Source organism: Desulfotignum phosphitoxidans DSM 13687 (genome assembly GCF_000350545.1).
Lineage (GTDB): Bacteria > Desulfobacterota > Desulfobacteria > Desulfobacterales > Desulfobacteraceae > Desulfotignum > Desulfotignum phosphitoxidans.
Genome location: NZ_APJX01000010.1, coordinates 20,559 through 45,911, shown reverse-complemented (window position 1 = coordinate 45,911; position 25,353 = coordinate 20,559). Strand labels below are relative to the sequence as shown.

The window sequence follows — 25,353 nt, the reverse complement described above, 5'->3', positions numbered from 1 at the left end:
GGCTTCAGCTTTTGACCATGGTTTTTCCCGGGATGAGGTTCAATAAGGCGAGCAGACACAACGCGGAGCGCTCGTTTTGCTGAGCTCTTGGCATTCCAAGGGTAATAAGGATTTTATGGGCGGCCTTGAGATGCTTCTCTTTTTTGGTCATGCGGTGATGGCCTCCAGTTTTTCATCAATCGTTTTCTGGGTGAGTTCCAACTGGTTCAACGCCCATTCGCCAAGCGCCATCAAGACATCACGGCTAGGATATTTGATTTGTTTAAGATCGGTCGCGTTCACCTGGGTGTGGCCGTTGAAGGTTCTGAAATATTCATCCAATGCGGTTGAATTTAGAAACACCATGAGGCCATATGCCAGTGTTTTGGGCAGTCCCTGTTTGTTGGCATGGAAAACATTGAGATGATTTTCAAAACCCAGCAATGTCATTTCGGGAAAATCAGCCGGATTGACTACGTTTGCCATGACCCGCCGTTTTTCTTCTTTAGAGGAAAAACGGCGGACCACACAATAGAAATCATTGGGCAACAGCCATTTTTCCGTTTCATTGTTTCGTTGAATGGCATTGGGTTTTTTTATGTCCGGTTTGGGCCACTCGCTGCCTTGACTGTTAAAATGAGCCGGATAGAGCAATGGAACTGCATCTGGACCCGGCATTTTTCTTAAGTGTTCCTTTACCCGGAAATCCACCACAGGCCCGGTGGAAATATTGATTTTCAGATCGGATAGGGTCCAGGAAATATTTTTCCCCTGAGCAATGGAAGCGACAGCTGATGCGGTCGGGATATGAATGAATTGTTCCGTGTCATCGGGCAATACGATTTTTTCAACCGGATAGTTTTGACTGGTCAGGTCATAAAAATGGTCATCTGTTGAGGTGGATATTTTGATCGGCCTTTTTTCCCCTTTTTTTTCAAGATGGATAATAATATTTTCCTGGAGCACATCATCATCTTTGAATGCTTTGCTGCGTGACAAAAATAAATGGATCTGCTTGATGGCAGCCTGGGTTAAGAGGAATTTACGAAACCGGCGGTAATAGGGACCGTTGCAGAAACTGCGTGGAACAATGGCAACCAGTTCTCCCTGGTGTTTGAGCAGAGACAGCGACAATGCCAGGAATGCGGAATACAGGTTCACCGTTTCGATGCCGGCCCGCCGCAGGGCGGAACGGTGTTTTGAATCGCTTCGGATTTTTTTGTAGGGTGGGTTTAAAATGGCATGGGTGTAACTGGGAAGCGGTTTGACAAAAAGGTTGCCGGATATCCCTTCAGATGCGGTTATAATAAAATCGGAGATATCTATATGCATGGAAAAACCGGAGATGTTTTCATATTTTCCCAATGTCTGCATTAAATATGGCTGTAAAAAAGGATCGATTTCAAACGCATCCAGATGGACATTCTTGAATTTGAGATCACCGGAAATCCACCGGTTCAGAAAAGCATCACAAAGAGAACCGATCCCTGCGCCAGGGTCGAGTAGACGGCAATGGCTGTGGCTGTTTGGGGTGAACAGTTCCGCCATGAATCTTGCAATGGTTGCCGGTGTGAAAAACTGTCCCAGCCGGGATTTTTTCTTCGGGTCGGTTGCTTTTGATATGGCCAGCCTGGATTGTTCAATATCTGAAAGCAAGCCCGCATCTCCTTGATATATGATTTTTGAATATGTGTGATTATCGTTATCATAAGTACCGGATTAACTCAAGGATTGACGGATATTCATCAGGACCGGTCATCGTTTCCACAGCAGAGCTCCCGGTATAATCCGGATATTTATGTTTGACGATGGCCGGTATTGTGGTATTTTGTAAGAAAGCACTTCTTTTGTCGATTGAGAAAAGATATCCGGCATGCTTCTTGATTGTAGTATTCTTGAACCATCATTTAAACAGTATGCTGGCAGATTGAATAAAAACTTACCTAAAAACCATGTAAGGAGGCTGTTATGACCAGCTGGATTTGTGATCAATGCGGATACAATTTAGAAACGGACACCCCGCCGGAAAAATGTCCGAGTTGCAAGAAAGACTGCACATTTGTGGACAATTCATGTTACACCCCGGATTGTGCGGGAACACCCAATGATCCGAGAATTACCGGAAAAGAGTAAAGGAGGATGTGATGGGAAAAAAATACAGAATCAACACTTCCTGTCCCCGGTGCGGATGTACTGCGACATCCGCTATGACCGAAGAGGAGATCAAGGAAAAATATGGGGACGTGCCCAATATCGAGCTGGAATGCCATGAGTGCATGATGAAACTCGAGGCGGATGTCCAGGAGGATGATGGGTCGGACAAGTCCTGATCCGCCTGTGTCGGCTGTCCGGTACCATGACTACACCAGCCATGTCCGTTACCGGATTTCTCCCCATTCACTGGATTTTTCAAGATATCCGGCACCCTTTAAAACCTATGAATATCAGGAACGGATTTCGCTGAAGCAGGGAACCGGCACCATTCTGGGACGGAACAAAGATGAGGGGTTCAATGCCCCTGATCCCACGGTGAGCCAGGTGCTGGGCGATCAGGTGTCGTGTGATGAACCCGTGAACCTGGAAACCGTTTCCCAGATCCTTGGCCTGTCTTATGGGGTGACTCTGGCGGACCGAAGCCGGGGATTGCTGTTCCGGAGTGTGCCGTCGGCAGGAGGTCTGTATCCGTGTCAGATGTATCTGTCAACCCATAAGATTGATGATATTGAGACAGGTTTGTATTATTGTGATACGATCCAGGGGTTTCTGGGCAGAATCAATCCCCGGCCCCTGGGCCCGGAAATCTTTTTTTCGGATCCAGACCCGGCAGAGGCCTGCCTGATCATTACCGGGATTTTTTATCATTCCGCCTGGAAATACCGGGAAAGGGCTTTTCGGTATCTGCTGCTGGATGCGGGTCACCTGGCCGAAGCCGTTGTTCAGGCGGCCCGGGCCGTGGGAGTCCGGGGCCGGATTAAGTATGATTTTAAAGATTCCTGTCTGATTCAGGGCCTGAATCTGGATGATTCTCTGGAAGTGCCGCTGGCCTGTGTCTCTCTGGGGCCCGGAATTGCCGCTGGTCCGGGATCTGATTTAAAACCGTTTCACCCGGCAAAATCCGGCCCTGAACCGGCCACGCCGGTGATTTATGACATACTGAAAGAGGCGTATCAGGCAGGTATCTCCATTGCCCGGTCCCCGGCGGTTGATTCGGCCACGCATGTGTTTGCCCGGAAACCGGACCGGATGCGGCCGGTGCCCGACCCGGGACCATTTGAAACCAAGTCTTTTTTTCATGCCGTCACCCACCGGCGCTCCCGCCGCAATTTTTCTTCTCAAAACCTGCCTGAACCGGTGTGGGCGGCCTTTTTAAACCGGGTATTCACCCGGATCTTTGCCGGACAGGACCCGGATGAAACCGGGGCCGCAGCCAGCGGATTCCTTGAAATGGCAATGATCAGCCGAAACATGGAAGGACTGGCCCCCGGGCTGTATGCGTTCTCCAAGGATGGGGCTACCCTGGCCTGCCGGCAGACCGGTGTTTCGGCCATGGATCTGGCCCGGGTCTGCCTGGACCAGGCCTGGATCGGCCGGGCCGCCATGAATTTTTTGTTTGTGGCGGATCTGGCAGCCATGGAAGCCGCCCTGGGTGCCAGGGGGTACCGGTATGTGATGATGCATGCGGGCCGGGTCGGCCAGCGGCTGTATATGGCGGCCCAGGAGCTGGGGCTGGGATGCTGCGGGATCGGAGCCATGTATGACAAAGAAGCGGCTGCCCTGCTGGGTTTGAATCATGGCAGTGTCCTGCTTTACGCAGTATCGGCCGGACCCGTCAAATAGATAATAAGGAAGGTGAGCCTATGAAATGGATGCAGTTTTTGACACCGGTCAAATCCAAAGACTTCAACGAAACAAAACAGATGATATCAGATCATGATCCGGATGAAATTACCATTCTGGATGTGCGTCAGCCTGGGGAATACAAGGATTCCCATATTCCGGGCGCGGTGCTGATCCCGCTGGCCGAGCTGTCGGACCGGGCCGCTGAACTGGATCCGGATAAACCCACTCTGGTCTACTGAGCCGTGGGCGGACGCAGCCGGGTGGCTGCTCAGATGCTTGCGGGCAAAGGGTTTAAACAGGTGTACAATGTATCCGGCGGTATCAAGGCCTGGAAATCAAAAACCGCTGTGGGGCCTCAGACCCTGGGCATGGACCTGTTCAAGGGCCCGGAATCAGCCAAAGAATTCCTTGTCATTGCCTATTCTCTGGAACAGGGGTTGCAGGAATTCTACCAGGAGATGGCGGACAAGGCCGGAAACGAAGCAGTTAAAAATCTGTTCCATAAACTGGCCGCCATTGAGATCAAGCACAAAGATCAGGTGTTTGAAAGGTATCAAAACATGGTGGATCCGGAAATATCCCGGGAAGGGTTTGAATCCATGGTCACCGTGTCCGCCCTGGAAGGCGGATTGACCACAAAACAGTATCTGGATCAGTTTGACCCGGATCTGTCCGTGGAAACCGAGGTGGTTTCCATGGCCATGTCCATTGAGGCCCAGGCCCTGGACCTGTATCAGCGGGTGGCCGGACAGGTGACGGATCCAAAGGCCAAAGACGTCCTTCATCAGATCGCCAAAGAGGAACAACAGCACCTGGCCCGCCTGGGAAAACTGATGGACACCCTGTGAAAATCCATAGATCAAAATCCATTTCGGAGCAAACAATATGAAAAAACATCTGGTGCTGGTGGGCGGCGGCCATGCCCACATGGTCACCCTGGCCAATATCCGGCGGTTTGTTGAAAAAAAATACCGGGTCACGGTGATCGGCCCGTCCGAATTTCATTATTATTCGGGCATGGGGCCGGGCATGCTCGGAGGGACCTATTCACCGGACCAAATCCGGTTTGCCACCCGTAAAACCGTGGAAAATCAGGGGGGTGAATTTGTCACAGACCGGGTGACACACATCATGCCCCGGGACCGGCAGGTGATGACCCGGTCCGGGGCACGGATCAATTATGATGTGGTCTCATTCAATGCCGGATCCCATATTCCGCTGCCGGGAACAGACACACCTGAACAAGACCGGCCGGCCAATCTGTATCCGGTCAAACCCATTGAACAGCTGATGGATGCCTCGGCAGCCCTGAAAACCCTGTTTGCCCAAAAAAAAGTGAGCGTGAATGTGGTGGGCGGGGGACCGTCTTCAGCGGAAGTGGCCGGCAATGTGTGGCAGCTGGCCGGAAACAGGGGGGCGCACATGCCTGAAATCCGGATTTTATGCGGCTCCCGGTTCATGGGCCGGTTTGGAGAAAAGATCCGGTCCCGGATAAAACAGATTCTGGAAAAACGAAAGATCGTGATTCAGGAAAATGCCCGGGTCAAAACAGTGACCGCATCAGAGATCATCCTGGAATCCGGGCAGGGATTTGCCACGGATTTTACCTTTATGGCTTCCGGCGTGGTTCCCACCCCGATGTTTGAGGAATCCGGCCTGGCAATGGGTCCGGACAAAGGACTGCTGGTCAATCAGTATCTTCAAAGTGTGACAGACCCACAGATTTTCGGGGGCGGCGACTGCATTCATTTTCAGCCGCAGCCGCTGGACAAGGTAGGCGTGTATGCGGTCCGGCAGAATCCGGTGCTGCTGCACAACCTGATGGCAGCCCTGGACGGGGAGCCATTCAATCCCTTTGATCCCGGACCCGATTATCTGCTGGTGTTCAACCTGGGCGGAAGGCAAGGCGTGCTCAAGAAAAAAAATATCGTATTCAGCGGCAGGCTTGCCTTTACAATCAAAGATTATATTGATACAAAATTTATGAAACGATTCCAGGCGGCGGAAACCGGACAATAAACCCGGGATCCCGGCCTGAAAGCACAACACCATGCCCTGGAAATCCAGGTTGGTATGGATTCCGGCATAACACATTATTTTATCAGGAGGAATATATGAAAGTGATCATTACTGATCAGTGTATGGGTGACAGAAACTGCAATGAACTGTGTCCGGAAGTGTTCAAATATGATGAAGATCAACTGAAATCCACTATTCGGGTTGATCCCATTCCGGATCATCTCAAGGACAAGGTCCGCCAGGCTGCTGCCGAATGCGGTGCTGAAGCCATCATTATCGAGGAATAAAAACGAACCACAAGGATAAAAGGTGTTTTCATGGGAAAATTCCGGAAAAGCAGGACTGCGGTGAACCTGCACACCTCTTTTGCCGCAGAGGCCCAGGCCAGAACTCGGTATAATTTTTTTGCCAACAAGGCCAAAGATGACGGGTATGTTCAGATCGGCAAACTGTTCGATGAAACCGCGGCCCAGGAATTTGAACATGCGCTGCGGTTTTTCAAGTTTTTCAACGGCGGCGAGTTGACCATCAACTGGCATTTTCCCGCCGGCGTGATTGAAGATACCCGATCCAATCTGCTCTCATCTGCAGAGCTGGAAAATTACGTGGGCAACGACATGTATGCCAAATTTGCAGAAATCGCCCGGGAAGAAGGATTTGCCCGGGCAGCGGATACGTTTGATGCCATTATTGTGGCGGAAAACCATCATGAAAAACTGTTTCGGCACCTGGCTGAAAATATCGCATCCAACCGGATTTTTCAGGATAAGGCCCCGATTCAATGGCGTTGCTTAAGCTGCGGATACATCCATACCGGAGAAAAGGCACCGGATAAATGTCCGGCCTGTGTGCGGCCAACGGGCTGGTTTGAACGGTTGTGTGAAAATTATTGATCTGTTTCCCGGTTCTGAAACAGATATGTATCAGAACCGGGAGTCCAATTCTGTATCATTCTCCATCCCATTTTATTTCTTTCAGGGTTGAACTTTTTCAACCATTTGTAATCAAAGGTTATTTTTATTTTAGTACTGCTGCGGTACAAGGTTTGCTTATCGTATATGACATAAGCAAACAATCGTACATCAGGAACCAATCCTGACACAGGAGGATATGAAATGAGACTTGGCGATATAAAGAAAAATTACAATCTGCTGAATTCAGTGGACTGGGACATGACACCGGAAGAAGCGATTGCATTGCATCTGGAATGGGGTCCGTTGAGATCCCAATCCTATTACAATTCCAGAGACAATGACAATGAGACTGTTTATTTTGTGATCAACACCTGGAAAAATCCGCCGATCCTCACGCTGGTGCGGAGAAAAGGGTTTGATTCCGAAGAACTGGGTAATTTTTCGCTGCCCAAGCCGCTGGAAGCAGAATTTTTACAAGGCATCGGCAAATACAAAGGCGTATATGCCGTGGAGGGAAAAGTGCGAGACTGGCTGAAAAAGGAACTTGACGTTTAACCCATAACCGCCTCCTCATAAAGTTCCCTTGCCAGGAACCGGGTGCGGCACATTACAATGGTGCCGCACCCGGTTTATTTATTTGCCGTTTGATTCGTTCTCATTGATTTTTATGAAATCCTTGACCATCAACTCACCCAGTTCTCTGGACCGTTTGGTGGCTGACTCCACCGCGTTGATCAAAGTGGTGCGAAGACCGCCCTGTTCCAGGGTGTGAATCCCTGCAATGGCGGTGCCGCCCGGGGATGCCACCCGGTCTTTGAGCTGGCCGGGATGTTCTTTGGATTCCAGAAGCATGCGGGCCGAACCCAGCACGGTCTGGGAGGACAGAAACAGGGCGTCCTTTCGGGACAGTCCCATTTTTACACCGGCATCCGCCATGGCGTCCACAATGGTGAAAATATAGGCAGGCCCGCTGCCGCTCAAGCCGGTAAAGGCATCCATGAGCACATTTTCATGGATGAACACGGTTTTGCCCACGGAATTGAAAATGGCCCGGGCTTCAGCCACATCATTTTCCAGCACATACTCACCTGCGGCGATGGCAGTGGCGCTTTCTTTGACAAACGCGCAGATATTGGGCATGGCCCGGATCATCCGCAGCTTTTTTTGCAGACCGATGGCAATGGCTGCCAGAGGAACCCCCGCAGCAATGGAGATGATCAGTTTGGATTCATCCAGGGCCGGGGCCGTTTCCTTGAGCACCATCCCGAGAATCTGGGGTTTGGTCGCGTAGACAACAATATCAGACTGCTGGATCACTTCCAGGTTGCTCTGGGTCACATTGACATGGTATTTGTCTTTGATGGCGGCCAGCAGTTCCGGGTCGATGTCCGCGCAGAAGATGTTTTCAGGTTGAGTCGCTTTGGAGAGAACCAGGCCGGAAACCAGCGCTTCTCCCATGTTGCCGCTGCCGATGAATCCGATTCTCTTTTTCTGCAGCATGTCTGATATAACTCCTTAATTTGGATCAGTTAAAAGTTTCATATTATGTCCTTCCATCAGAAAGAGTCAAGGTAAAATTTGGGGTCTGACAGTGCGGCTTCTGATTTTGCAGTTGTCAATGGATAAGAATCTGAATATGATACCGGTATGCCCGATTTCATGAAGATATTGACAGGATGTGAAACCCGATGCCCGCCCCATTGAGACAGAAACTGGAAACATTATATACGGCGTATAACCGAAAAGAGTTTGTAGACCCGGACCCGCTCATGTTCTTGTATCGGTACCCGCAGGTTTGTGACCGGGAGATCGCGGGACTGGTGGCAGCATGCCTGGCCTATGGCCGGGTGGAGATGATTTTGCAGGCCGTGAATCAGGTCCTGATGTTTTTGGGACCAAATCCCAGAGACCGGGTGGCCCGTCTGAATGAAACCGATCTGTGCCGGGGTATGGCCGGGTTCTCCTACCGGTTTGCCAGGCAGGCCCATGTGATGAGTCTGATTGTCGGGATACAGCGGGTGCTCCGGCAGTTTGGTTCCCTGGAAGCCTGTTTCATGGCCGGCATGTCTCTGGATGATGCCACGGTAATGCCCGGGCTGCTGTATCTGGTGCGGCATCTGAATCCGGACGGGGCCTGCGGGCATCTGTTGGCAGATCCGGCCAAGTCCAGTGCCTGCAAGCGCAGTCACCTGTTTTTACGCTGGATGGTGAGAAAGGATCAGGTGGATCCCGGGGGGTGGAACAAAGTCCGGCCGTCTCAGCTGTTGATTCCCCTGGACCGGCACATGTTTTCTGCAGGCAAAATGCTTGGATTCACCCGGCGTAAAACCCCGGATCGAACCGCATGCCTTGAGATTACCGACGGATTCAGGCAACTTAACCCCGAAGATCCGGTGAAATATGATTTCTGCCTGACCCGTTTCGGCATCCGGCGCAGCCTGGACATGGCCGATTTAGGGACCATACTGGCGGATTGATATGTCACCACATAAAGGAGAATGCATGGATCCGGATGCATACATGCTGCCCCCGCTGTTGCCGGGTCGGCTGATCAAACGATATAAACGATTTTTAGCCGATATCTGCCTGGATTCCGGCGAGACCGTGACCGCCCATTGCCCCAATTCCGGTTCCATGAAAGGGTGTGCCGTGCCTGGCTGCCCTGTATGGCTGTCCGTGAGCGACAATCCCCGGCGGAAACTCAAATACACCTGGGAACTGATCAAAACCCCGGCGTCCATGATCGGTATCAACACCCTGGTGCCCAACAGACTGGTGAAAAAAGCCATTGAAAATCATATGATTTCTGAACTGAACGGATACAGTCACGTTCGTTCTGAAGTCAAAACCAGTGAGGGCACACGCCTGGATCTGGTTCTGGAAGGTGCCGGAAAAGACCGGTGTTATGTTGAAATCAAAAACTGCACCCTGGTGGAGGACGGCACCGCCATGTTTCCGGACGCGGTTACCCTGCGGGGCCAGAAGCACCTGGATGAACTGATGCACCTGGTGAAAACAGGGCACCGGGGCGTGATTTTCTATCTGATCCAGCGCATGGACGCGGCCCGGTTCACGCCGGCGGCCATGATCGATCAACAATATGCGGATAAGTTGCGTGAAGCGGCAGACAACGGGGTGGAAATTGTGATCCGGGACGTTCAAATCGATCTGGAACGGATCCGGATCAATCGGCCCGTCCCTTTTGTGTTGTAACCTGCGCCACACTGGAAACAAGGCTTGACAATCTACCACTTTGTAGTATTTTAAGCCCATAAATCAGGCAATGGTTAACGATGCAGGACGTCATACCAAGGAGGAATCATATGTGGGAATATACAGATAAAGTAAAAGATCATTTTATGCACCCCAGAAATGTGGGGGAGCTTAAAGATGCCAATGCCGTTGGAGAAACCGGATCTTTGAATTGCGGGGATGCGCTGAAACTTTTCTTGAAGGTGGATGAAAATGAGCGTATTGTTGATGCGTCATTCATGACATTCGGCTGTGCCAGTGCCGTGGCCTCCTCCTCCGCACTGACGGAGATCGTTAAGGGCATGACCCTGGATGAGGCAGCCAAAGTCACCAATGGGGATATTGCCGATTACCTGGGGGGGCTGCCCAAGGAAAAAATGCATTGTTCCGTTATGGGCAAGTCCGCACTGCAAAAAGCCATTGCCGACTACCGGGGAATCCAGATCATGGAAAAACCCGGAGAAATGGTATGTGAATGTTTTGAAGTGACCGATCTGGAAATTATCGATGCGGTCAAAGCCAATGGACTGGAAACCACAGAGGATGTCACCAATTATCTCAAAGCCGGGGGCGGGTGCGGTAAATGCCTGGACCGGATCGAAGAGGTGATCGCCTCTGTCAAAGCCGAGGGATGAGCCATATGAACGTGATTTATACCGACAACAATGCCACCACGCGGGTGGCGGATGAAGTGATTGAAGAGATGCTGCCCTTTTTTGGGGGATTTTACGGCAACCCTTCCTCCATGCATACATTTGGGGACCGGGTGGGCAAAAAGATCAGACAGGCCCGGCAAAAAGTGGCGGACCTGATCCATGCGGATCCCGACGAGATCATATTTACCTCCTGCGGGACGGAAAGTGACAACAGTGCCGTTTTTTCAGCACTGAATGCTTATCCGGACAAGAAACGCATCATCACCTCCAATGTGGAACATCCGGCCATTTTGAACCTGTTCAAATATCTGCGGGATAAAAAAGGGTATGATGTGGTGCTGGTGCCGGTGGACAAAAAAGGAGATCTGGATCTGGATCTTTTGTATGACAGTTTGTCCGATGATACCGCCATTGTCTCCCTGATGTGGGCCAATAACGAAACCGGTGTGATTTTTCCCATTCCTGAGATCGCAGAAAAGGTCACGGAAAAAGGGATATTGTTTCACACGGATGCGGTGCAGGCGGCCGGAAAAATACCCATCGATGTAAGGGCTGCCCATGTGGACATGCTGTCTTTATCCGGTCACAAGATTCATGCCCCCAAAGGCATCGGTGTCTTATATGTGAAAAAAGGGATGAAGTTTTTTCCTTATCTGATCGGCGGGCATCAGGAAAAAGGCCGGCGGGGCGGCACGGAAAACACCGTCTCCATCATCGGCCTGGGAAAGGCCTGTGAACTGGCGGCACAGCAGCTGCCCATCATGAATACCCAGGTGAAAGAACTGCGGGATTATCTGCAAAGCCAGCTCCTGGAAAAGATTCCAAGCGTGTCTGTGAATGGCGATCTGGAAAACCGTCTGCCCAATACCCTGTCCATCGGATTTGATGCGGTGGAAGGGGAGTCTATTTTACTGATGCTGGACAAGGAAGGCATCTGTGCCTCTTCGGGTTCCGCCTGTACTTCCGGTTCCCTGGACCCCTCCCATGTGCTTATGGCCATGGAAGTGCCGTTCAAGTCTGCTCACGGCACCATCCGGTTTTCTTTGTCCCACTACAATACCAAAGAAGAAATGGATCATATTGTGAAGACCATGGTTTCCGCCATTGAAACACTTCGGGCCATGTCTCCTTTCTGGAAAGACGGTAAACTGGTGTAAAAAATCATGACAACCGATCAAGCACTGGTATTTGCCATTCTTTGTGCGACCCTGGTCTTGTTTGTCTGGGGAAAGTTCCGGTATGATCTGGTGGCCCTGACCGCCCTGTTGCTGGTGTCGGTGACCGGCCTGGTTCCCATTAATGAGGTGTTTTTAGGATTCGGACACCCGGCGGTGATCACGGTGGCGGCAGTGCTGGTCTTGAGCCGGGGACTGTTCAACGCCGGAGCCGTGGATCTGTTGTCCCGGCATATGGCAAAGGTGGGCACCGTTCCCACAATCCAGGTGACGGCGCTGGCCGGTATTGTGGTGGTCTGTTCCAGTGTGATGAACAATGTCGGCGCACTGGCGCTCTTGATGCCCGTGGCCATATGGATGTCCCGCCAGAGCGGCCGGTCGCCTTCCCTGCTGCTCATGCCCCTGGCTTTTGGTTCTCTGCTGGGGGGGCTGGTCACCCTGATCGGTACGCCGCCCAATATCATTATTGCATTGTATCGCGTTGAAACCGGTCTGCCGGCATTTCGGATGTTTGATTTTGCACCCGTGGGAATCGGGGTGGCCCTGGCAGGCCTGGTGTTTATTTCTCTGTTCGGGTGGCGGCTGACACCCAAACGCGAGGCCCGGTCATCTCCGGATGAGTTGTTTGAAATTGAAAATTATATCACCGAGATCATCGTTCCTGAAGGGTCCAAATTTGTCGGCCAGACTATTTTTCACCTCACATCCGCCATGGAAAAGGAAACCGAAGCCACTGTGGTGAGCCTTTCCAGGGGGGAAATCCATAAGCCCGCCCCTTCCTGGTACGAAATTCTGGAACCCGGGGATGTACTGATGGTGGAGGCGGCTCCGGATGATCTCAAAGCGTTGATGGACGGACTGGGGCTGGAACTGGCTGAATGCAAGGGAGATTGCCGGTCCACATTGGGATCTAAAGATATCCGGTTGATGGAATCAGTGATCACCACGGAATCCACACTGCCGGGCAAAACCTCTGCCGGCCTTTATCTGCGCCGGCTTTACGGGGTCAATCTTCTGGCCATTGCCCGGCGCGGCCGGCGAATTACACAGCCGTTGGGCCAGACAAAATTTATGACCGGTGATATTCTTTTGTTCCAGGGCACGGATGAATCGTTGCAGACCGTGGTCAAAAAATTCAAATGCCTTCCTTTGGCAGAACGTGAAATTCGTATCGGTCAACCTAAAAAAGTCATGTTGTCCGTGGGCATTTTCGGCGCTGCCATGGTGTTGTCCGCCACCGGCATTCTGCCGGTTCAGATTGCATTTACAGCGGCGGCCGTAATTATGGTCCTGTCCGGGGTCGTACCTTTGGGAGAAATCTATGAGCACATTGACTGGCCGGTGATTGTGCTGCTGGGTGCCATGTTTCCTCTGGGCCATGCCCTGGAAAGTTCCGGGGGCGCCGGACTGATCGCGGAAAAACTGCTGATGCTGTCCGGCTTTTTTTCCAGCGCCGGAACCCTGGCGGTCCTTCTGGCCGGGACCATGCTGCTGTCCAATGTGGTGAACAATGCGGCGGCGGCCGTGCTGATGGCACCTATTTCCATTACCCTGGCAAAGGAAATGGGGATTTCTCCGGATCCGTTTCTGATGGCTGTGGCGGTGGGAGCTTCCTGCGCATTTCTGACACCGGTGGGCCACCAGTCCAATGCCCTGGTCATGGGGCCGGGGGGATATAAATTCGGTGATTACTGGCGACTGGGGCTGCCCCTTTCCATTATCGTGACAGTGGTGGCAGTGCCGTTGATCCTGATTTTCTGGCCCATGATTCCTGTGTCCGGAGGATGATCCTGCCTTGCAAAGAGAGACGCTGCAAGGGATTTCATCCGAATGATTTCTTGTTGTGATCAGCGACTAGTGCCGTGGGGGGCTGTGGGTCGAATCCCATTCTGCGATGGTTTGCTACATGGTGTTGGGCATGCGAAGCGTTAAAAAACGTCAAACTGTGTGAGGACACACTTGCCCGCAGTTTTTGACGTTTAGCAAAGCATGCCCTACACCATGTCAAATACATGCAGAGGGTGAGATCCACAGCCCCCCACGGCACGGGTCATATGATAAAAAAAATCAGGCCTGGAACAGCGGGGTGGAGATATACCGCTCCCCGGTATCGCACACAATGAACACCACGGTTTTTCCGGGATGCTGCCCGGCCACCTGTGTGGCGGCATGAAAATTGGCACCCGATGAAATTCCGCACAGCAATCCATAATCTTTTGCCAGTTTTTTTGCACCGGCAAAGGCCTGGTCCTCGGACACCGTGACGATCTCATCGATGATGTCGCGGTTCAGGTTGGCGGGAACAAACCCGGCACCGATCCCCTGAATTTTGTGGGGACCGGGATTTCCCCCGGACAGCACAGGCGAGTTTTCAGGTTCCAAGGCCACGGACCGCAGGTGCGGATTTTTTTGTTTGATCATTTCCGATACCCCGGTGATGGTGCCGCCCGTGCCCACACCCGCCACAAAGATATCGATTTTTCCATCCAGGGCATCCCAGATTTCCGGGCCCGTGGTGGTGCGGTGGATTTCCGGATTGGCCGGGTTGGAAAACTGGTCCGGCATCCAGGCGTTGCCGGTTGTTTCAACCAGGTTTTGGGCCGCCGCGATAGCGCCTTTCATCCCTTTTTCCCCGGGTGTCAGATGCAGTTTCGCGCCTAAGTGGGCCAGAAGCTGCCGGCGCTCGATGCTCATGGTTTCAGGCATGGTCAGAATCAGTTTCAATCCCTTGACCCGGCACACAAACGCCAGGGCAATGCCGGTGTTGCCCGAAGTGGGCTCCACAATCACCGTGTCCGGATTGATTTTTCCGGTTTTCAATCCATCATCGATCATGGCCAGACCGATGCGGTCCTTGACCGAGGACAGAGGATTGAAATATTCCAGTTTTCCGTAAATGTCGGCCCCGGTGGCCCGGCTTGCCTTGTCCAGATAGACCAGGGGAGTGTTGCCGCAGGCCGCAGTGATATCAGGCAGTTTTTTCATTTTGATATTCCTTGTGTGAGGGCGGGTGTTTGTAAACCAGCTTGGGAGATTCCATGAATACCTTGGTGTCCGGCGGGATGGAAGAGGTGAGCCACACATTGCCCCCAACCACGGACCGGGTCCCGATCACGGTGTCTCCGCCTAAAATCGTGGCCCCGGAATAGACAATCACATCATCTTCAATGGTGGGATGGCGTTTGGCGCCCCGGAGTTTTTCTCCGGCATCCGGAGGAAGGGACAAGGCGCCGATGGTCACATTCTGATAGATCCGGACATTGTTTCCGATTTCCGATGTTTCACCGATCACAATACCGGTGCCGTGGTCAATGACAAACCGCCGGCCGATGGTGGCGCCGGGATGAATATCGATGCCGGTCAGGCTGTGGGCCTGTTCGGTCATGATCCGGGGCAGCTGGGGCACCTGGAGCCTGAACAGCCGGTTGGCAATCCGGTACACCATGGTGGCATACAGTCCCGGATAGGAAAAAATGACTTCATCATGACTTTTGGCTGCCGGATCGCCGGCATAGGCCCCTTTGACATCCTCGGCCAGTTCCCGCCGCAGTTCAGGGATGGCCCGGATCATGGTCAGGGCGGCATCATGTCCCCGGGGTTCGCATTCCGTGCACTCCAGATCATATCGGTGGCAGTCATGGCGAAGCACATGAATGATCTGTTCGGACAAAATGTCATACAGCTGGGACACGGATTGACCGATGTGGTAGGTCAGGTTGGCATGGTCCACTTTTTCTCTGGAAAAATATCCGGGAAACAGCACTTGTCTGAATTTTTCAATCATGTCCTGAACAGAGATGGAAAAATGAATGGGTTCGTCACCGATATGGGCAAAACAGGTGTCATCATCCAGAGATGCGATGATGTCCCGGATGGCCCCGGGCAGTTGGCTGCGCTGCTCAGGAACACGATTGCCGTCGATTTTGCAGGTGGAACAATGTTGTGCAGAATCATTCATTCTCAATGCTTCCTTTGTCTGGTTCGAAAATTTTGATGAATACCGGACATTTCCGGCAGGCTTCCATTTTTTCCGCCCAGGAATGATACGATTCTCCGTTGCATCGGGTGCCGTTGATGAACCAGCAAAGATCTCCGGAATTGAATTCCCATGCCGGGCAGTTTTCCAGGCGGCTGCCGGAGCACTGGTTGATGTCCCAGCATTTATTTCCCTCTGTGTCCTTAATATTCAATGTCTTGTGCAACAGGAAAAGAGATTGCCGTTCCACATGGTGAGGGATTTTCCGCCACCCCTGCTCATAGCTGTGGATGGCTTTGATGGAAATTCCGAGCAGCTGGGCCAGCTCTTTCTGGGTTTTTCCCAGCCGGGTTCTCAGATATTTGAAATCTTTGGGATCCATGCGTGTCCTTAGGTTCATACGATTCTGTTAAGACTTAACCACTCTTTCATGTGTGAAAATATACCACAGAGTGGTGGGTGTCAACGATGAAATTTTTAAAAGACCTGAATAATACAGGGATTTGGTTGACGAATATGTTTGTGATATTACTTTATATGCAAAATTAAATTAATAATGAAAGGAACCCAAGGTGACATATGAAATTAGATAAATTGACCATGAAATCCCAGGAACTCCTCCAATCCGCCCATGAAACGGCCCGGAGAAAAAACCATGCCGCCATTGAGCCGGTTCACTTGTTGAGCGGTTTGGTTGCGGACCGGGAAGGTGTGGGTGCAGCGATCCTGAAAAAAATCGGGGCGGATATGTCTGCGGTGACCGCTGACGTGAAACAGGCAGTGGAAAACCTGCCCCAGGTGTCCAACCCGGCGGACATTTATCTGTCCCGGGACAGTCAGCAGGTGCTGGATACCGCATTCAAAGAAGCGGACAAGATGAAGGACCAGTACGTCAGCCTGGAACATCTGTTGCTGGCTTTGACCGGGGCCAGAGGCAAGGCCGGGGAGATCCTGAACCGCCAGGGTGTGACAAGAGATGCCATTTTGTCTGTATTGAAAGACATCCGGGGCAACCAGAGCGTGACCGACCCGAATCCGGAAGAAAGATACCAGGCCCTGGAAAAATACGGCCGGGATCTGACCCAGCTGGCCCGCACCGGCAAGCTGGATCCGGTGATCGGCAGGGATGAGGAGATCCGGCGCATTGTCCAGGTCCTGTCCCGTCGCCGCAAGAACAATCCGGTGCTTATCGGCGAGCCCGGGGTGGGTAAGACCGCCATTGTGGAAGGCCTGGCCCAGCGTATCGTGGAAGGGGATGTGTCCGATTCCCTGAAAAACCGGCGGGTCGTGGCCCTGGACATGGGGGCGCTGCTGGCAGGCGCCAAGTTCAGAGGCGAATTTGAAGAACGGCTCAAGGCCGTGCTCAAAGAGGTGGAGGCGGCCGAAGGAGAGATTGTGCTGTTCATCGACGAGCTGCATACCGTGGTGGGGGCAGGGGCTTCCGAAGGGTCTGTGGATGCGTCCAACATGCTCAAGCCGGCCCTGGCCAGAGGCACCCTGCGGTGCGTGGGTGCCACCACGTTAAATGAATACCGCAAATATATAGAAAAGGATGCGGCCCTGGAGCGCCGGTTCCAGCCGGTCATGGCCAAGGAGCCCAGTGTGGCGGACACCATCTCTATTCTTAGAGGGCTCAAGGAAAAATATGAAGTCCATCACGGCATCCGCATCAAAGATTCCGCGCTGGTGGCGGCAGCCACATTGTCCAACCGGTATATCGCAGACCGGTTTTTACCGGACAAGGCTGTGGATCTGATCGATGAGTGCGCCTCCAGGCTGCGTATCGAAATCGATTCCATGCCAAGGGCCATTGACGAGGTGCAGCGGAAAATCACCCAGGCCCAGATCGAGCGCCAGGCCCTGCTCAAGGAAAAAGACCCGGCATCCAGAGAGCGGCTTGAAAAACTGGAAAAAGAAATCGCCGCCATGTCCGAGGAGATCGGGCCCATGAAGATGCACTGGGACAGTGAAAAAAAATTGATCCAGGAAATCTCAGGTGTCCGGGAGGAACTGGATAAAGCACAGACCGAAGCCCAGATGGCGGAACGCGCCGGAGATCTGGAAAAAGTGGCCCAGATCCGGTACGGCACCATGACCCAGCTGCAAAAAACCCTGGAAACCAAAAAACAGGAACTGGATGAGCTGCAAGAGACCAGCAAAATGCTCAAGGAAGATGTGGATGAAACCGATGTGGCGGAAGTGGTGTCCGCCTGGACCGGTATTCCGGTATCCAAGATGCTGGAGGCGGAACAGGAAAAACTGGTGCACATGGAAGACTATATCAAACGCCGGGTCATCGGCCAGACCCAGGCCATAGATGCGGTGTCCAATGCGGTGCGCAGGGCCAGATCCGGTCTGTCTCCCGAAGACCGGCCCATCGGCACATTCATTTTCATGGGACCCACGGGCGTGGGCAAGACCGAGCTGGCCAAATCCCTGGCCGAATTCATGTTTGACAGCCAGCAGGCCATGGTGCGGCTGGATATGTCTGAATACATGGAAAAACATTCCGTGGCCCGGCTCATCGGAGCCCCTCCCGGATATGTGGGTTATGACGAGGGCGGGTTTCTGACCGAAACCGTGCGGCGCCGGCCTTATTCCGTGCTGTTGTTTGACGAGATCGAAAAAGCCCACCCGGATGTGTTCAACATCCTGCTCCAGGTCCTGGATGACGGGCGTATGACCGACGGGCACGGCCGGACCGTGGATTTCAGAAACACCATCATCATCATGACCTCCAATGTGGGGTCCCGGTTTCTCCAGGAATCGGGCAGCAGTGGTGGTTTTTCTTCAGAGGAAGTGGATGCGGGTATTGCCCGGGCATTGAAAGAGGTGTTCCGGCCGGAATTTTTGAACCGGATCGATGAAATCATCACCTTTCATGCACTGGACCGGGAACATATCGAACAGATTGCCGCCATCCAGATTAAAGATCTCAACCGTCGTCTGGCTGTCCGGGATCTGACCATCCAAATGGATGAAGCAGCCATGGCTTATCTGGCGAAAAAAGGATATGACCCCAGTTTCGGTGCCAGGCCTTTGAAGCGGGTCATCCAGCGGGAAATTGAAAACCCGTTGTCTCTGGCGCTGTTAAAAGGGGAGTTTGTCAAAGGAGATACGATCCGCTTTACACTGGATGATGCCGGACAGGGCTTGGTGTTCGGTCATTGATGTCAGAGCCGCCGGCTGAATTCCCTGGCATCTGCATTGCTGTTTAAAAATCGATACAAGGTGGCCCGGCCGACTCCGAGAACCCGGGCCGCCTTTGATTTATTCCCCCCGGTTTTGGTCAGGGCCGCTTTGACCGATGCCACATCCAGTCTGCCCCGGGCAGGTCCGGGTTCCGGCAGGATGTCCGGTTCCCGGAAAGATGAAAAGGTCATGCCCGATCCCTGGGTGATTTCCGGGGGCAGATCCGAAGGCAGAATCTGATCCCCCCGGCATCGTACCACGGAAAACTGGATCACGTTTTTCAGTTCCCGGACATTGCCGGGCCAGTCATAATCGAGCAGCAGGTTCAAGGTGTCACCGGCCAGGGCCGGCATGGTCGCGTTATTTTCCTGTTCCGCCTGTTTGAGAAAATAAGATGCCAGCAACGGAATATCGTTTTTCCGTTGCCGCAGCGGCGGCAGGTGGATGGGAATGACATTGAGGCGGTAATACAAATCCTCCCTGAACCGGCCGTCCCGGACCGCCTCTTTAAGGGACTGGTTGGCAGCGGAAATGATGCGGACGTCCACGGATATTTTTTTTTCCCCGCCCACTTTTTCAAACGTCCCTTCCTGGAGAAACCGCAGCAGTTTGACCTGAATTTTCAGCGGCAGTTCCGCCACTTCATCCAGAAACAGCGTGCCTTTGTGGGCCAGTTCAAACCGTCCTTTTCTTTCCTTGACCGCACCGGTGAACGCGCCTTTGACATGCCCGAACAACTCGCTTTCCACAATGCCTTCAGGTATGGCCCCGCAGTTCACCGGCACAAATGCGCCGTTTCCATATGCGGAAATATCATGAATGGCATTGGCCACCCGCTCCTTTCCCGTGCCGGTTTCTCCGGACACATGCACGGGATAGCTGTATAACGCCACATCCCGGATCTGCCGGAAAATTTCCTGCATGGTCTGGTCTTTGCCGATAATGCCGTTAAAGCTGGACAGGGATTCCGCTTTCAAAGACAAGTCAATGGATTCGGTCAGGTCCCGGAAAGAGGCAATCACCCCTTTGAATTCCCCTGAATTGTCAATGACGGCGGAAACCGTCATTTCCAGCTGCCGGGTGTCGCCGGACCGGGTGACAAACGTGACCGGATATTCCTTGGTATCGGAAAAAAAATCCGGCGTAGCATCGCAAAAAGAGCATTTGGCGCCGCAGAAAGGGGCATTGAACACATCGTGGCAATCTTTGCCCAGGGCCTCTTCTTTTTTGTATCCCGTGATTTTTTCCGCTTCTTTGTTAAATACCGTGATAATACGTTCCGGGGTGTGGGCAATGATCCCCAGTTTGAGATTGTCCAGAACAAGGTTCAGATTGTCGCGGTCCAGCAGGCTGTGGGCAGGGTTTTTCATGGCATGTCATCTTCAGGCAGCAATAGGTTCGGTTCATATGGCACAATTCTGATGCCTTAAATGACACGTTTGTGTATCAAGTGCAATAGGTTTTTGCTTATTATCCAAAAAAGACGGTCAGTCCTCTTCCCATGAAATGCAGTCTTTGGGACAGTTTTTTACAGCCTCAAGGATGTTTTCGTCCTGATAATCATCCAGGGGCCGGACCTGGACAAAACCGGAATCACCGATTTCAAATGCATGGGGGGCCACCTCCACACAGATTTCACACAAAATACACGATCCCAGATCAATCACCGGTCGTTTCATCATTTGTCATTATCCTTTACCGTATCAAACCACCATCCCTTGTTGATATGGGCCTGTTTCTCCTTGAGTGCCAGCTCCAGAATCCGATACCCGGAATCCAGCAGAATGCCGTAAAGTACCCCGCATCCGGGATCCTCATGGTGCTCATATCCCTGTTGCGCCAGTTCAATCATTTGTCTGGCCATCTCAATGGTGCGGGCGATATTTTCATCACATTTTTTGGCAGTCATCGGGCATTCCTTTGTTTGGTCGTCTCCCGGATCAGGTCACAGATCCGGGCGGTTTCAAATGTCCACCCGGTATACATCCAAATTTTTGTCTGATCTGCAAGCAGATCTTCAGAAAGGGTGTCCGGATCCAACCGCCCGGCATGGTTCAGTGCCCGGGTTGCATAGGTTTTCTTGACAGGGTCTTTGTCATCCATAAAAGGGACAATCAATGAGGCCCTGTAGGCGCTGATCCGGTCAGGGGCGGCTTGTGCATATGTGCCGATGCCCCATAAAATACCCTGCTGGAGCTGGGGATTGTCGATGAAATTGGCTTCCGGATCCAGAAACGAAAACATGATGGAGTCGAATTCAGCGGCCAGGCCCGGATGCCGGCTTAAAATTTCTCCCATGGCCTCGGCCGATCCCCACCCGATGCCCCCGGACTCATCATTAAGATTCCACATGAGCCGCCGCATCAAATCCCGGGCTTTTTCCATGTGATTTTCACCCATGCGAAACCCTAAGTGTCCCATGGCGGTCACGCTGCGGAACCGGATCAGTTCATTTCGGTTATAAAAGAAAAAAAACAGATGTCCCTTCAACTGCGGGTCTGGAATTTGCGCCAACCGGTCCAGCGCTGTCTGCCGGTCCGGATTTTTGAGCAACTCCTTGACCTGTTGTCGGATTTTTCTGCCGTGGGGTCTGGCCATATTATCATTTTCCTGTGCCTGGTTCAGTTTGTTTTTTCAAAAGAAATAAACAGCACAAATCATGCCACAACAGCGGAAAAGGTGACCGCATTCCTGGCGTTGCCATAATGACCGAAAGCATTTACGCCAATCTGTCCGGGGAGAACCCCGGGTTTAATATCAAACCCAAAGGCTATTGGTTTTTTATTGACGGTGTCGTCAAAAAATCTTTGAATTGATCAGAAATTCGATATGCATATCCGTATTATTAATCAGTTGACCAAAATACCGTAATCACCTCATTGTTTCCCATGGGGGAAAATTTAACGATGACATGGGATGTCAGTTTGGCGTTAAAAGCGGTGAATTTGGGTTGTTCCCCTCCTGCCTGGATCCGGGGGGCTCCCCTTTGACTGCATTGGCGGCGAGCCGCGGATAATCATTTCGAGCAACAGCAGCGGGTTTGCGCCGGACACGCAACAATGGTTGTTCTCCAAATATGAAATTGCCGGACAAATCTTCATACAGTCCTGTTTGATCCGCCCCCAGGAGTAAAGGGGAATAGTTTTTGACGGCTGGCTGCAGACAAAAATCGCCCCTCTGATATCTGAACAATCCTATCGCCCATTTTCTTGAGCATCCGGGATACAGTGCTTTGGCTCAACCCAAGTGCCGCCTGGATCTCTTTAGAGGTTGAGGTGCCTCGTGCTAAAAAGTTTTTAATCGACGTCATGATTTGCACCCCTCCGATGTAACAAATGGGTAATTCTATGAATAGAAAATATTATCGCAATGATAGCCAGAATGCCTTAGCCGCATGGTTTTGAAAAAATATACCAGCAACCGGGCATCGCTTTTTGATCTATCCAGGGAAAATAAGCAAGATTGCGATCCGTAAGCCTGCTATCGGAAAAACTCAACCAGAAACATGATGATATCCGGAAAGACGGTGGCGATGAGCATTGCAGCGACCCATGCCCCGAGAAATGGCCAGGCTTCTCTGGCGATAGCACCCATTTTTTCCCTGCATACCGGAGCTGCAATCCAAAGCTGAGGACCCATAGGTGGTGTGATTTCACCAATCAATGAATTTGTGACGGCAAGCACGCCATAAAAAACCGGATCTATTCCCAGGGTGATGACGCTTGGTATAAAAAGAGGCAGAACGATGATGACCATTGGCAGGCTGGAGAAGAAGAATCCCATAACCAGCAGAACAAAATTGACCATCATCATGAAACCAAGTGGTCCCAGTTCAAGCGAAATGACATATTGAGTGATTATCTGAGGAAGTTCTATGTAGGCAAACATTCGTCCCATAAGATCAGCGCCAATAATTAAAAAATAAATCATTGAACTGATTTTGGCTGTATCTATGGTAGCTTCCATAATTTTTCCCCAGGTCAGTTCCCTGTAAACGAACAAACCGATGAGAAGTGAATAAAGACAAGCCACCGATGCTGCCTGAGTCGGGCTGAAATAACCGCCGTAAATTCCACCCAGTACGAGAACTGGCATAAGAATCAATGGCAGTATCTTAATGAATCCCAGCTGCTTTTCTTTCCAGGTTGCCTTTGACAATGTTGCATAATTTCTTTTTTTACAGATTATGACAGCAACAATGCACATCAAGAATGCAGTCAAAAGTCCCATACCAATGCCGCCCATAAATAGATCCACGATGGAAATACGATTCAGCGCACCGAATATAATAAAAAACAAGCTCGGGGGTATAAGAAGTCCAAGTTCCGCCGAAGTGACGGCAAGACCAGATGCAAAGGGTCTATCATAGCCATTCTCCACAAAAACAGGGACCATGACAGTCCCTATTATGGCAAGACACGCAGCCGCAGAACCAGAGATGGAGCCCAGAAAAGCGGCAAAAATAATCCCGGCGACGGCCAAGCCGCCCGGTAATCTTCCAAACGTTGCCTTGATGAAGTCACTCAAAGGCACCATTCCCCCGCTTCGGAGAATCAGGTTGCCGGCCAGGATAAAGAATGGGCATGCAAGCAGGGGATATGAATTTATAGATGAAAAAAAGATCTGAGCCAGTGACTCAAATGACATTCCCATGGAATACAGTGCAATAATGCTGGATCCGAACGCAAACGCGATCGCAAGCGGGGCGCCACTTAAAAACAAAATGACCATTAATGCAATGCCGATATATACAAACAGATCCAAACCTGCCTCCAGTGGGTTCAATCTTTTTGTGATTGATACCGTTTAATTAAATTGTAAAATTCAATTATACCGACAAGGGTGAATATGATCATACCCAAGGGGACACAGAGTTCCACAATCCATTTGGGGATCGGAAAGTATTTAGGAAATACCGCCTGACGTTCATACAGCATCATAGTTAGCACAATGCCCCCAAATGAGATAGCTGCTCCGTAAATAATTGTGGCGAGTATATTGAACAGTTCCAACAAGAGTTTAGCTTTTCCCCGGAGCTTGGTTACGACAAGATCAATGGCGACATGACCATTTTCAGCGATGAGCGGGCCACTGATCAAAAGCATGGCCCACACTGTGATCCAAACGGGCAAATCAATGACAAAATCATAGGTCATGTGAAAAAAAACACGACCTATGATTTCTCCAAGGCTTATCAGAACAGCGATGATCAGCAGGAAAGCACAAATTTTTTCTATCACTCTATATGCTTTGTCGATTAAACTTTTTCCCATCTGTCAGATCATCCTTTCCAGCAGGTGATAAAATTATCTTGCAGTATCGATTGCCTTGATCAATTCAGGATCCAGTTTTTCGTACATATCGGCAAAAGAATCTCTCATCAGTTTCTGCCATTTGGCTATTTCTTCTTTTTCAAATTTCAGGGCACTGAGTTTTGGATCAGCATCCCATTTCTCAATAGATTCCTGTTCGAATTTTTCATAGTATTTGGATGCATCGATCTGATCAAATGTCGTGCTTAAAGTTTCACGAACATTTTCAGGCAGACCTTCCCACCACTTTGTGTTGGCCACCATGCAAATCGGTTGATTGCCAAAGGGAATTAGAACAGCGTATTTCGTATGGCGGGCAAGTTCAAAATATCCGACTCCGCCAGTAAAATCGGTCAAAAGCCCTTCAATCATATTGGTCTGCAAGGCAGTAACAACTTCTGTGTAAGGCAGGGCAATCGGAGTTACCTTGAGTGCTTTAAGCGCTTTGGCAAACGCCTCTCCGCCAGCAAAACGGATTTTCTGACCCTCGACATCTGCGACTGATTTGATTGGTCCCGTATCTGTGAACAGATACCATGTGCCAGTATCAAATAACCATTTTATGATAGTCACCCCTTTTTCTTTGGCCATTTTATCATGAAGCGCTTTCCATTCCGGTGTATTCATCGATCTCATGTAATGATCCCAGCTTTCAAAAACACCTGGGGTCTCTCCGAGCTTCCATGCCGGATCCAGTTCTTCAAGAAAATGCGGTGCAGAATAGGTCATCTGAATCGCACCGTTGGATACTGCTTCAAGAGCCTCACTCTGGTTGCCATAAAGCATGCCTTTATCAAAAATCTTGAATTCATATTTTTTTAAGTCCGGATGAGTTTCTGTCATGCCAATGATCGCGTTGATATACAGATTAATCCCGATCTGTTCAGCAAATGCGGGATACATCGGAGTGGCGGTTGACATGGTGATCTTTTCCTTGCTTTCTGCCGTGTTTGCTCCAGGAAAGACCATTACCAAAGCGATTAACAAAGAAAAAATGGACAGAATGATTGATCGTGCAAATGTTTTTTGCATCTTCCT

The 25,353-nt window shown here is 51.2% G+C and carries 28 protein-coding genes; 14 read left to right on the top strand and 14 right to left on the bottom strand.

Features of this window, described 5'->3' with window-relative positions:
- Nucleotides 1–4 precede the first annotated feature (4 nt).
- Nucleotides 5–151, bottom strand: a complete 147-nt coding sequence (locus tag DPO_RS26505; RefSeq protein ID WP_006967855.1) for a hypothetical protein — start codon at nucleotides 149–151, stop codon at nucleotides 5–7.
- Nucleotides 148–1,635, bottom strand: coding sequence for an Eco57I restriction-modification methylase domain-containing protein (locus tag DPO_RS18520; RefSeq protein ID WP_006967851.1), 1,488 nt, complete (start codon nucleotides 1,633–1,635; stop codon nucleotides 148–150). Before DPO_RS18520 ends, DPO_RS26505 begins: the two co-directional genes overlap by 4 nt.
- A gap of 312 nt (nucleotides 1,636–1,947) precedes the next feature.
- On the opposite strand from DPO_RS18520, the gene DPO_RS25705 reads away from it, so the two are divergent.
- The 8 genes from DPO_RS25705 to DPO_RS18485 all read left to right on the top strand — a co-directional run bounded on the left by DPO_RS25705 (nucleotide 1,948) and on the right by DPO_RS18485 (nucleotide 7,307).
- Entirely contained in the window at nucleotides 1,948–2,112 is a 165-nt protein-coding gene (locus DPO_RS25705; protein ID WP_006967847.1) for a rubredoxin-like domain-containing protein, read from the top strand.
- A gap of 11 nt (nucleotides 2,113–2,123) precedes the next feature.
- Nucleotides 2,124–2,309, top strand: a complete 186-nt coding sequence (locus DPO_RS18515) for a hypothetical protein (RefSeq protein ID WP_006967844.1) — start codon at nucleotides 2,124–2,126, stop codon at nucleotides 2,307–2,309.
- The gene (locus DPO_RS18510) at nucleotides 2,287–3,816 is read left to right on the top strand and encodes a SagB/ThcOx family dehydrogenase (protein ID WP_236609994.1); all 1,530 of its coding nucleotides are present in this window, start codon (nucleotides 2,287–2,289) and stop codon (nucleotides 3,814–3,816) included. Before DPO_RS18515 ends, DPO_RS18510 begins: the two co-directional genes overlap by 23 nt.
- Before the next feature lie 20 nt (nucleotides 3,817–3,836).
- The gene (locus DPO_RS18505) at nucleotides 3,837–4,667 is read left to right on the top strand and encodes a rhodanese-like domain-containing protein (protein WP_083912077.1); all 831 of its coding nucleotides are present in this window, start codon (nucleotides 3,837–3,839) and stop codon (nucleotides 4,665–4,667) included.
- A 37-nt stretch (nucleotides 4,668–4,704) separates the two neighbouring features.
- On the top strand, nucleotides 4,705–5,838 hold the full coding sequence (locus DPO_RS18500; protein ID WP_006967838.1) for an NAD(P)/FAD-dependent oxidoreductase: 1,134 nt from the start codon (nucleotides 4,705–4,707) through the stop codon (nucleotides 5,836–5,838).
- 95 nt (nucleotides 5,839–5,933) lie between these two features.
- Nucleotides 5,934–6,125 (top strand): ferredoxin, encoded by a 192-nt coding sequence (locus tag DPO_RS18495; protein WP_006967835.1) that lies wholly within the window; start codon nucleotides 5,934–5,936, stop codon nucleotides 6,123–6,125.
- A gap of 30 nt (nucleotides 6,126–6,155) precedes the next feature.
- Nucleotides 6,156–6,731, top strand: a complete 576-nt coding sequence (gene rbr, locus DPO_RS18490; RefSeq protein WP_006967833.1) for a rubrerythrin — start codon at nucleotides 6,156–6,158, stop codon at nucleotides 6,729–6,731.
- A gap of 222 nt (nucleotides 6,732–6,953) precedes the next feature.
- A complete protein-coding gene (locus DPO_RS18485) occupies nucleotides 6,954–7,307 on the top strand; it encodes a DVU0772 family protein (RefSeq protein WP_006967832.1) in 354 nt (117 codons plus the stop codon).
- Nucleotides 7,308–7,385: 78 nt separating this feature from the next.
- Here the strand turns inward: DPO_RS18485 and proC are convergent, their stop codons facing one another.
- Nucleotides 7,386–8,252: a pyrroline-5-carboxylate reductase gene (proC, locus tag DPO_RS18480; RefSeq protein WP_006967831.1), complete on the bottom strand. Its 867-nt coding sequence runs from the start codon at nucleotides 8,250–8,252 to the stop codon at nucleotides 7,386–7,388.
- 188 nt (nucleotides 8,253–8,440) lie between these two features.
- Between proC and DPO_RS18475 the strand changes: the two genes are divergently transcribed.
- The 5 genes from DPO_RS18475 to DPO_RS18455 all read left to right on the top strand — a co-directional run bounded on the left by DPO_RS18475 (nucleotide 8,441) and on the right by DPO_RS18455 (nucleotide 13,623).
- A complete protein-coding gene (locus DPO_RS18475; RefSeq protein WP_006967829.1) occupies nucleotides 8,441–9,229 on the top strand; it encodes a TIGR02757 family protein in 789 nt (262 codons plus the stop codon).
- 25 nt (nucleotides 9,230–9,254) lie between these two features.
- Entirely contained in the window at nucleotides 9,255–9,965 is a 711-nt protein-coding gene (sfsA, locus tag DPO_RS18470; RefSeq protein ID WP_006967827.1) for a DNA/RNA nuclease SfsA, read from the top strand.
- A 110-nt stretch (nucleotides 9,966–10,075) separates the two neighbouring features.
- Nucleotides 10,076–10,639, top strand: coding sequence for a Fe-S cluster assembly protein NifU (nifU, locus tag DPO_RS18465; RefSeq protein WP_006967825.1), 564 nt, complete (start codon nucleotides 10,076–10,078; stop codon nucleotides 10,637–10,639).
- Nucleotides 10,640–10,644: 5 nt separating this feature from the next.
- Nucleotides 10,645–11,817: a cysteine desulfurase NifS gene (nifS, locus tag DPO_RS18460; RefSeq protein WP_006967822.1), complete on the top strand. Its 1,173-nt coding sequence runs from the start codon at nucleotides 10,645–10,647 to the stop codon at nucleotides 11,815–11,817.
- A 6-nt stretch (nucleotides 11,818–11,823) separates the two neighbouring features.
- Nucleotides 11,824–13,623 carry an SLC13 family permease gene (locus DPO_RS18455; protein ID WP_006967820.1) on the top strand — a complete coding sequence of 600 codons (1,800 nt, stop codon included), beginning with the start codon at nucleotides 11,824–11,826 and terminating at the stop codon, nucleotides 13,621–13,623.
- Between the two features lie 279 nt (nucleotides 13,624–13,902).
- Here the strand turns inward: DPO_RS18455 and cysK are convergent, their stop codons facing one another.
- From cysK to DPO_RS18440, 3 genes are read right to left on the bottom strand one after another with little or no spacing between them, the layout of a single operon-like run.
- On the bottom strand, nucleotides 13,903–14,820 hold the full coding sequence (gene cysK / locus DPO_RS18450; RefSeq protein WP_006967819.1) for a cysteine synthase A: 918 nt from the start codon (nucleotides 14,818–14,820) through the stop codon (nucleotides 13,903–13,905).
- Complete coding sequence (locus tag DPO_RS18445; protein WP_006967817.1) at nucleotides 14,804–15,793, bottom strand: serine O-acetyltransferase; 990 nt, start codon at nucleotides 15,791–15,793, stop codon at nucleotides 14,804–14,806. Before DPO_RS18445 ends, cysK begins: the two co-directional genes overlap by 17 nt.
- Nucleotides 15,786–16,193 (bottom strand): helix-turn-helix domain-containing protein, encoded by a 408-nt coding sequence (locus tag DPO_RS18440; protein WP_006967816.1) that lies wholly within the window; start codon nucleotides 16,191–16,193, stop codon nucleotides 15,786–15,788. Before DPO_RS18440 ends, DPO_RS18445 begins: the two co-directional genes overlap by 8 nt.
- A 197-nt stretch (nucleotides 16,194–16,390) precedes the next feature.
- Here DPO_RS18440 and clpB point away from each other — a divergent pair, with 197 nt between their 5' ends.
- Nucleotides 16,391–18,982 (top strand): ATP-dependent chaperone ClpB, encoded by a 2,592-nt coding sequence (gene clpB / locus DPO_RS18435; protein ID WP_006967815.1) that lies wholly within the window; start codon nucleotides 16,391–16,393, stop codon nucleotides 18,980–18,982.
- A 2-nt stretch (nucleotides 18,983–18,984) separates the two neighbouring features.
- On the opposite strand, the gene DPO_RS18430 is transcribed toward clpB, so the two are convergent.
- The 8 genes from DPO_RS18430 to DPO_RS18400 form a co-directional block, all read right to left on the bottom strand.
- Nucleotides 18,985–20,373, bottom strand: coding sequence for a sigma-54 interaction domain-containing protein (locus DPO_RS18430; protein WP_006967814.1), 1,389 nt, complete (start codon nucleotides 20,371–20,373; stop codon nucleotides 18,985–18,987).
- A 117-nt stretch (nucleotides 20,374–20,490) separates the two neighbouring features.
- The gene (locus DPO_RS18425; protein ID WP_006967813.1) at nucleotides 20,491–20,685 is read right to left on the bottom strand and encodes a ferredoxin; all 195 of its coding nucleotides are present in this window, start codon (nucleotides 20,683–20,685) and stop codon (nucleotides 20,491–20,493) included.
- A complete protein-coding gene (locus DPO_RS18420; protein ID WP_006967810.1) occupies nucleotides 20,682–20,912 on the bottom strand; it encodes a hypothetical protein in 231 nt (76 codons plus the stop codon). Before DPO_RS18420 ends, DPO_RS18425 begins: the two co-directional genes overlap by 4 nt.
- Complete coding sequence (locus DPO_RS18415; protein WP_006967809.1) at nucleotides 20,909–21,601, bottom strand: DVU0298 family protein; 693 nt, start codon at nucleotides 21,599–21,601, stop codon at nucleotides 20,909–20,911. Before DPO_RS18415 ends, DPO_RS18420 begins: the two co-directional genes overlap by 4 nt.
- A 499-nt stretch (nucleotides 21,602–22,100) precedes the next feature.
- A complete protein-coding gene (locus tag DPO_RS26165; protein WP_006967808.1) occupies nucleotides 22,101–22,313 on the bottom strand; it encodes an ArsR family transcriptional regulator in 213 nt (70 codons plus the stop codon).
- 170 nt (nucleotides 22,314–22,483) lie between these two features.
- Nucleotides 22,484–23,767, bottom strand: a complete 1,284-nt coding sequence (locus DPO_RS18410; protein WP_006967807.1) for a TRAP transporter large permease — start codon at nucleotides 23,765–23,767, stop codon at nucleotides 22,484–22,486.
- A gap of 17 nt (nucleotides 23,768–23,784) precedes the next feature.
- A complete protein-coding gene (locus DPO_RS18405) occupies nucleotides 23,785–24,276 on the bottom strand; it encodes a TRAP transporter small permease (protein WP_006967805.1) in 492 nt (163 codons plus the stop codon).
- A 33-nt stretch (nucleotides 24,277–24,309) separates the two neighbouring features.
- The gene (locus DPO_RS18400) at nucleotides 24,310–25,347 is read right to left on the bottom strand and encodes a TRAP transporter substrate-binding protein (RefSeq protein ID WP_006967804.1); all 1,038 of its coding nucleotides are present in this window, start codon (nucleotides 25,345–25,347) and stop codon (nucleotides 24,310–24,312) included.
- Between the last annotated feature and the right edge of the window lie 6 nt (nucleotides 25,348–25,353).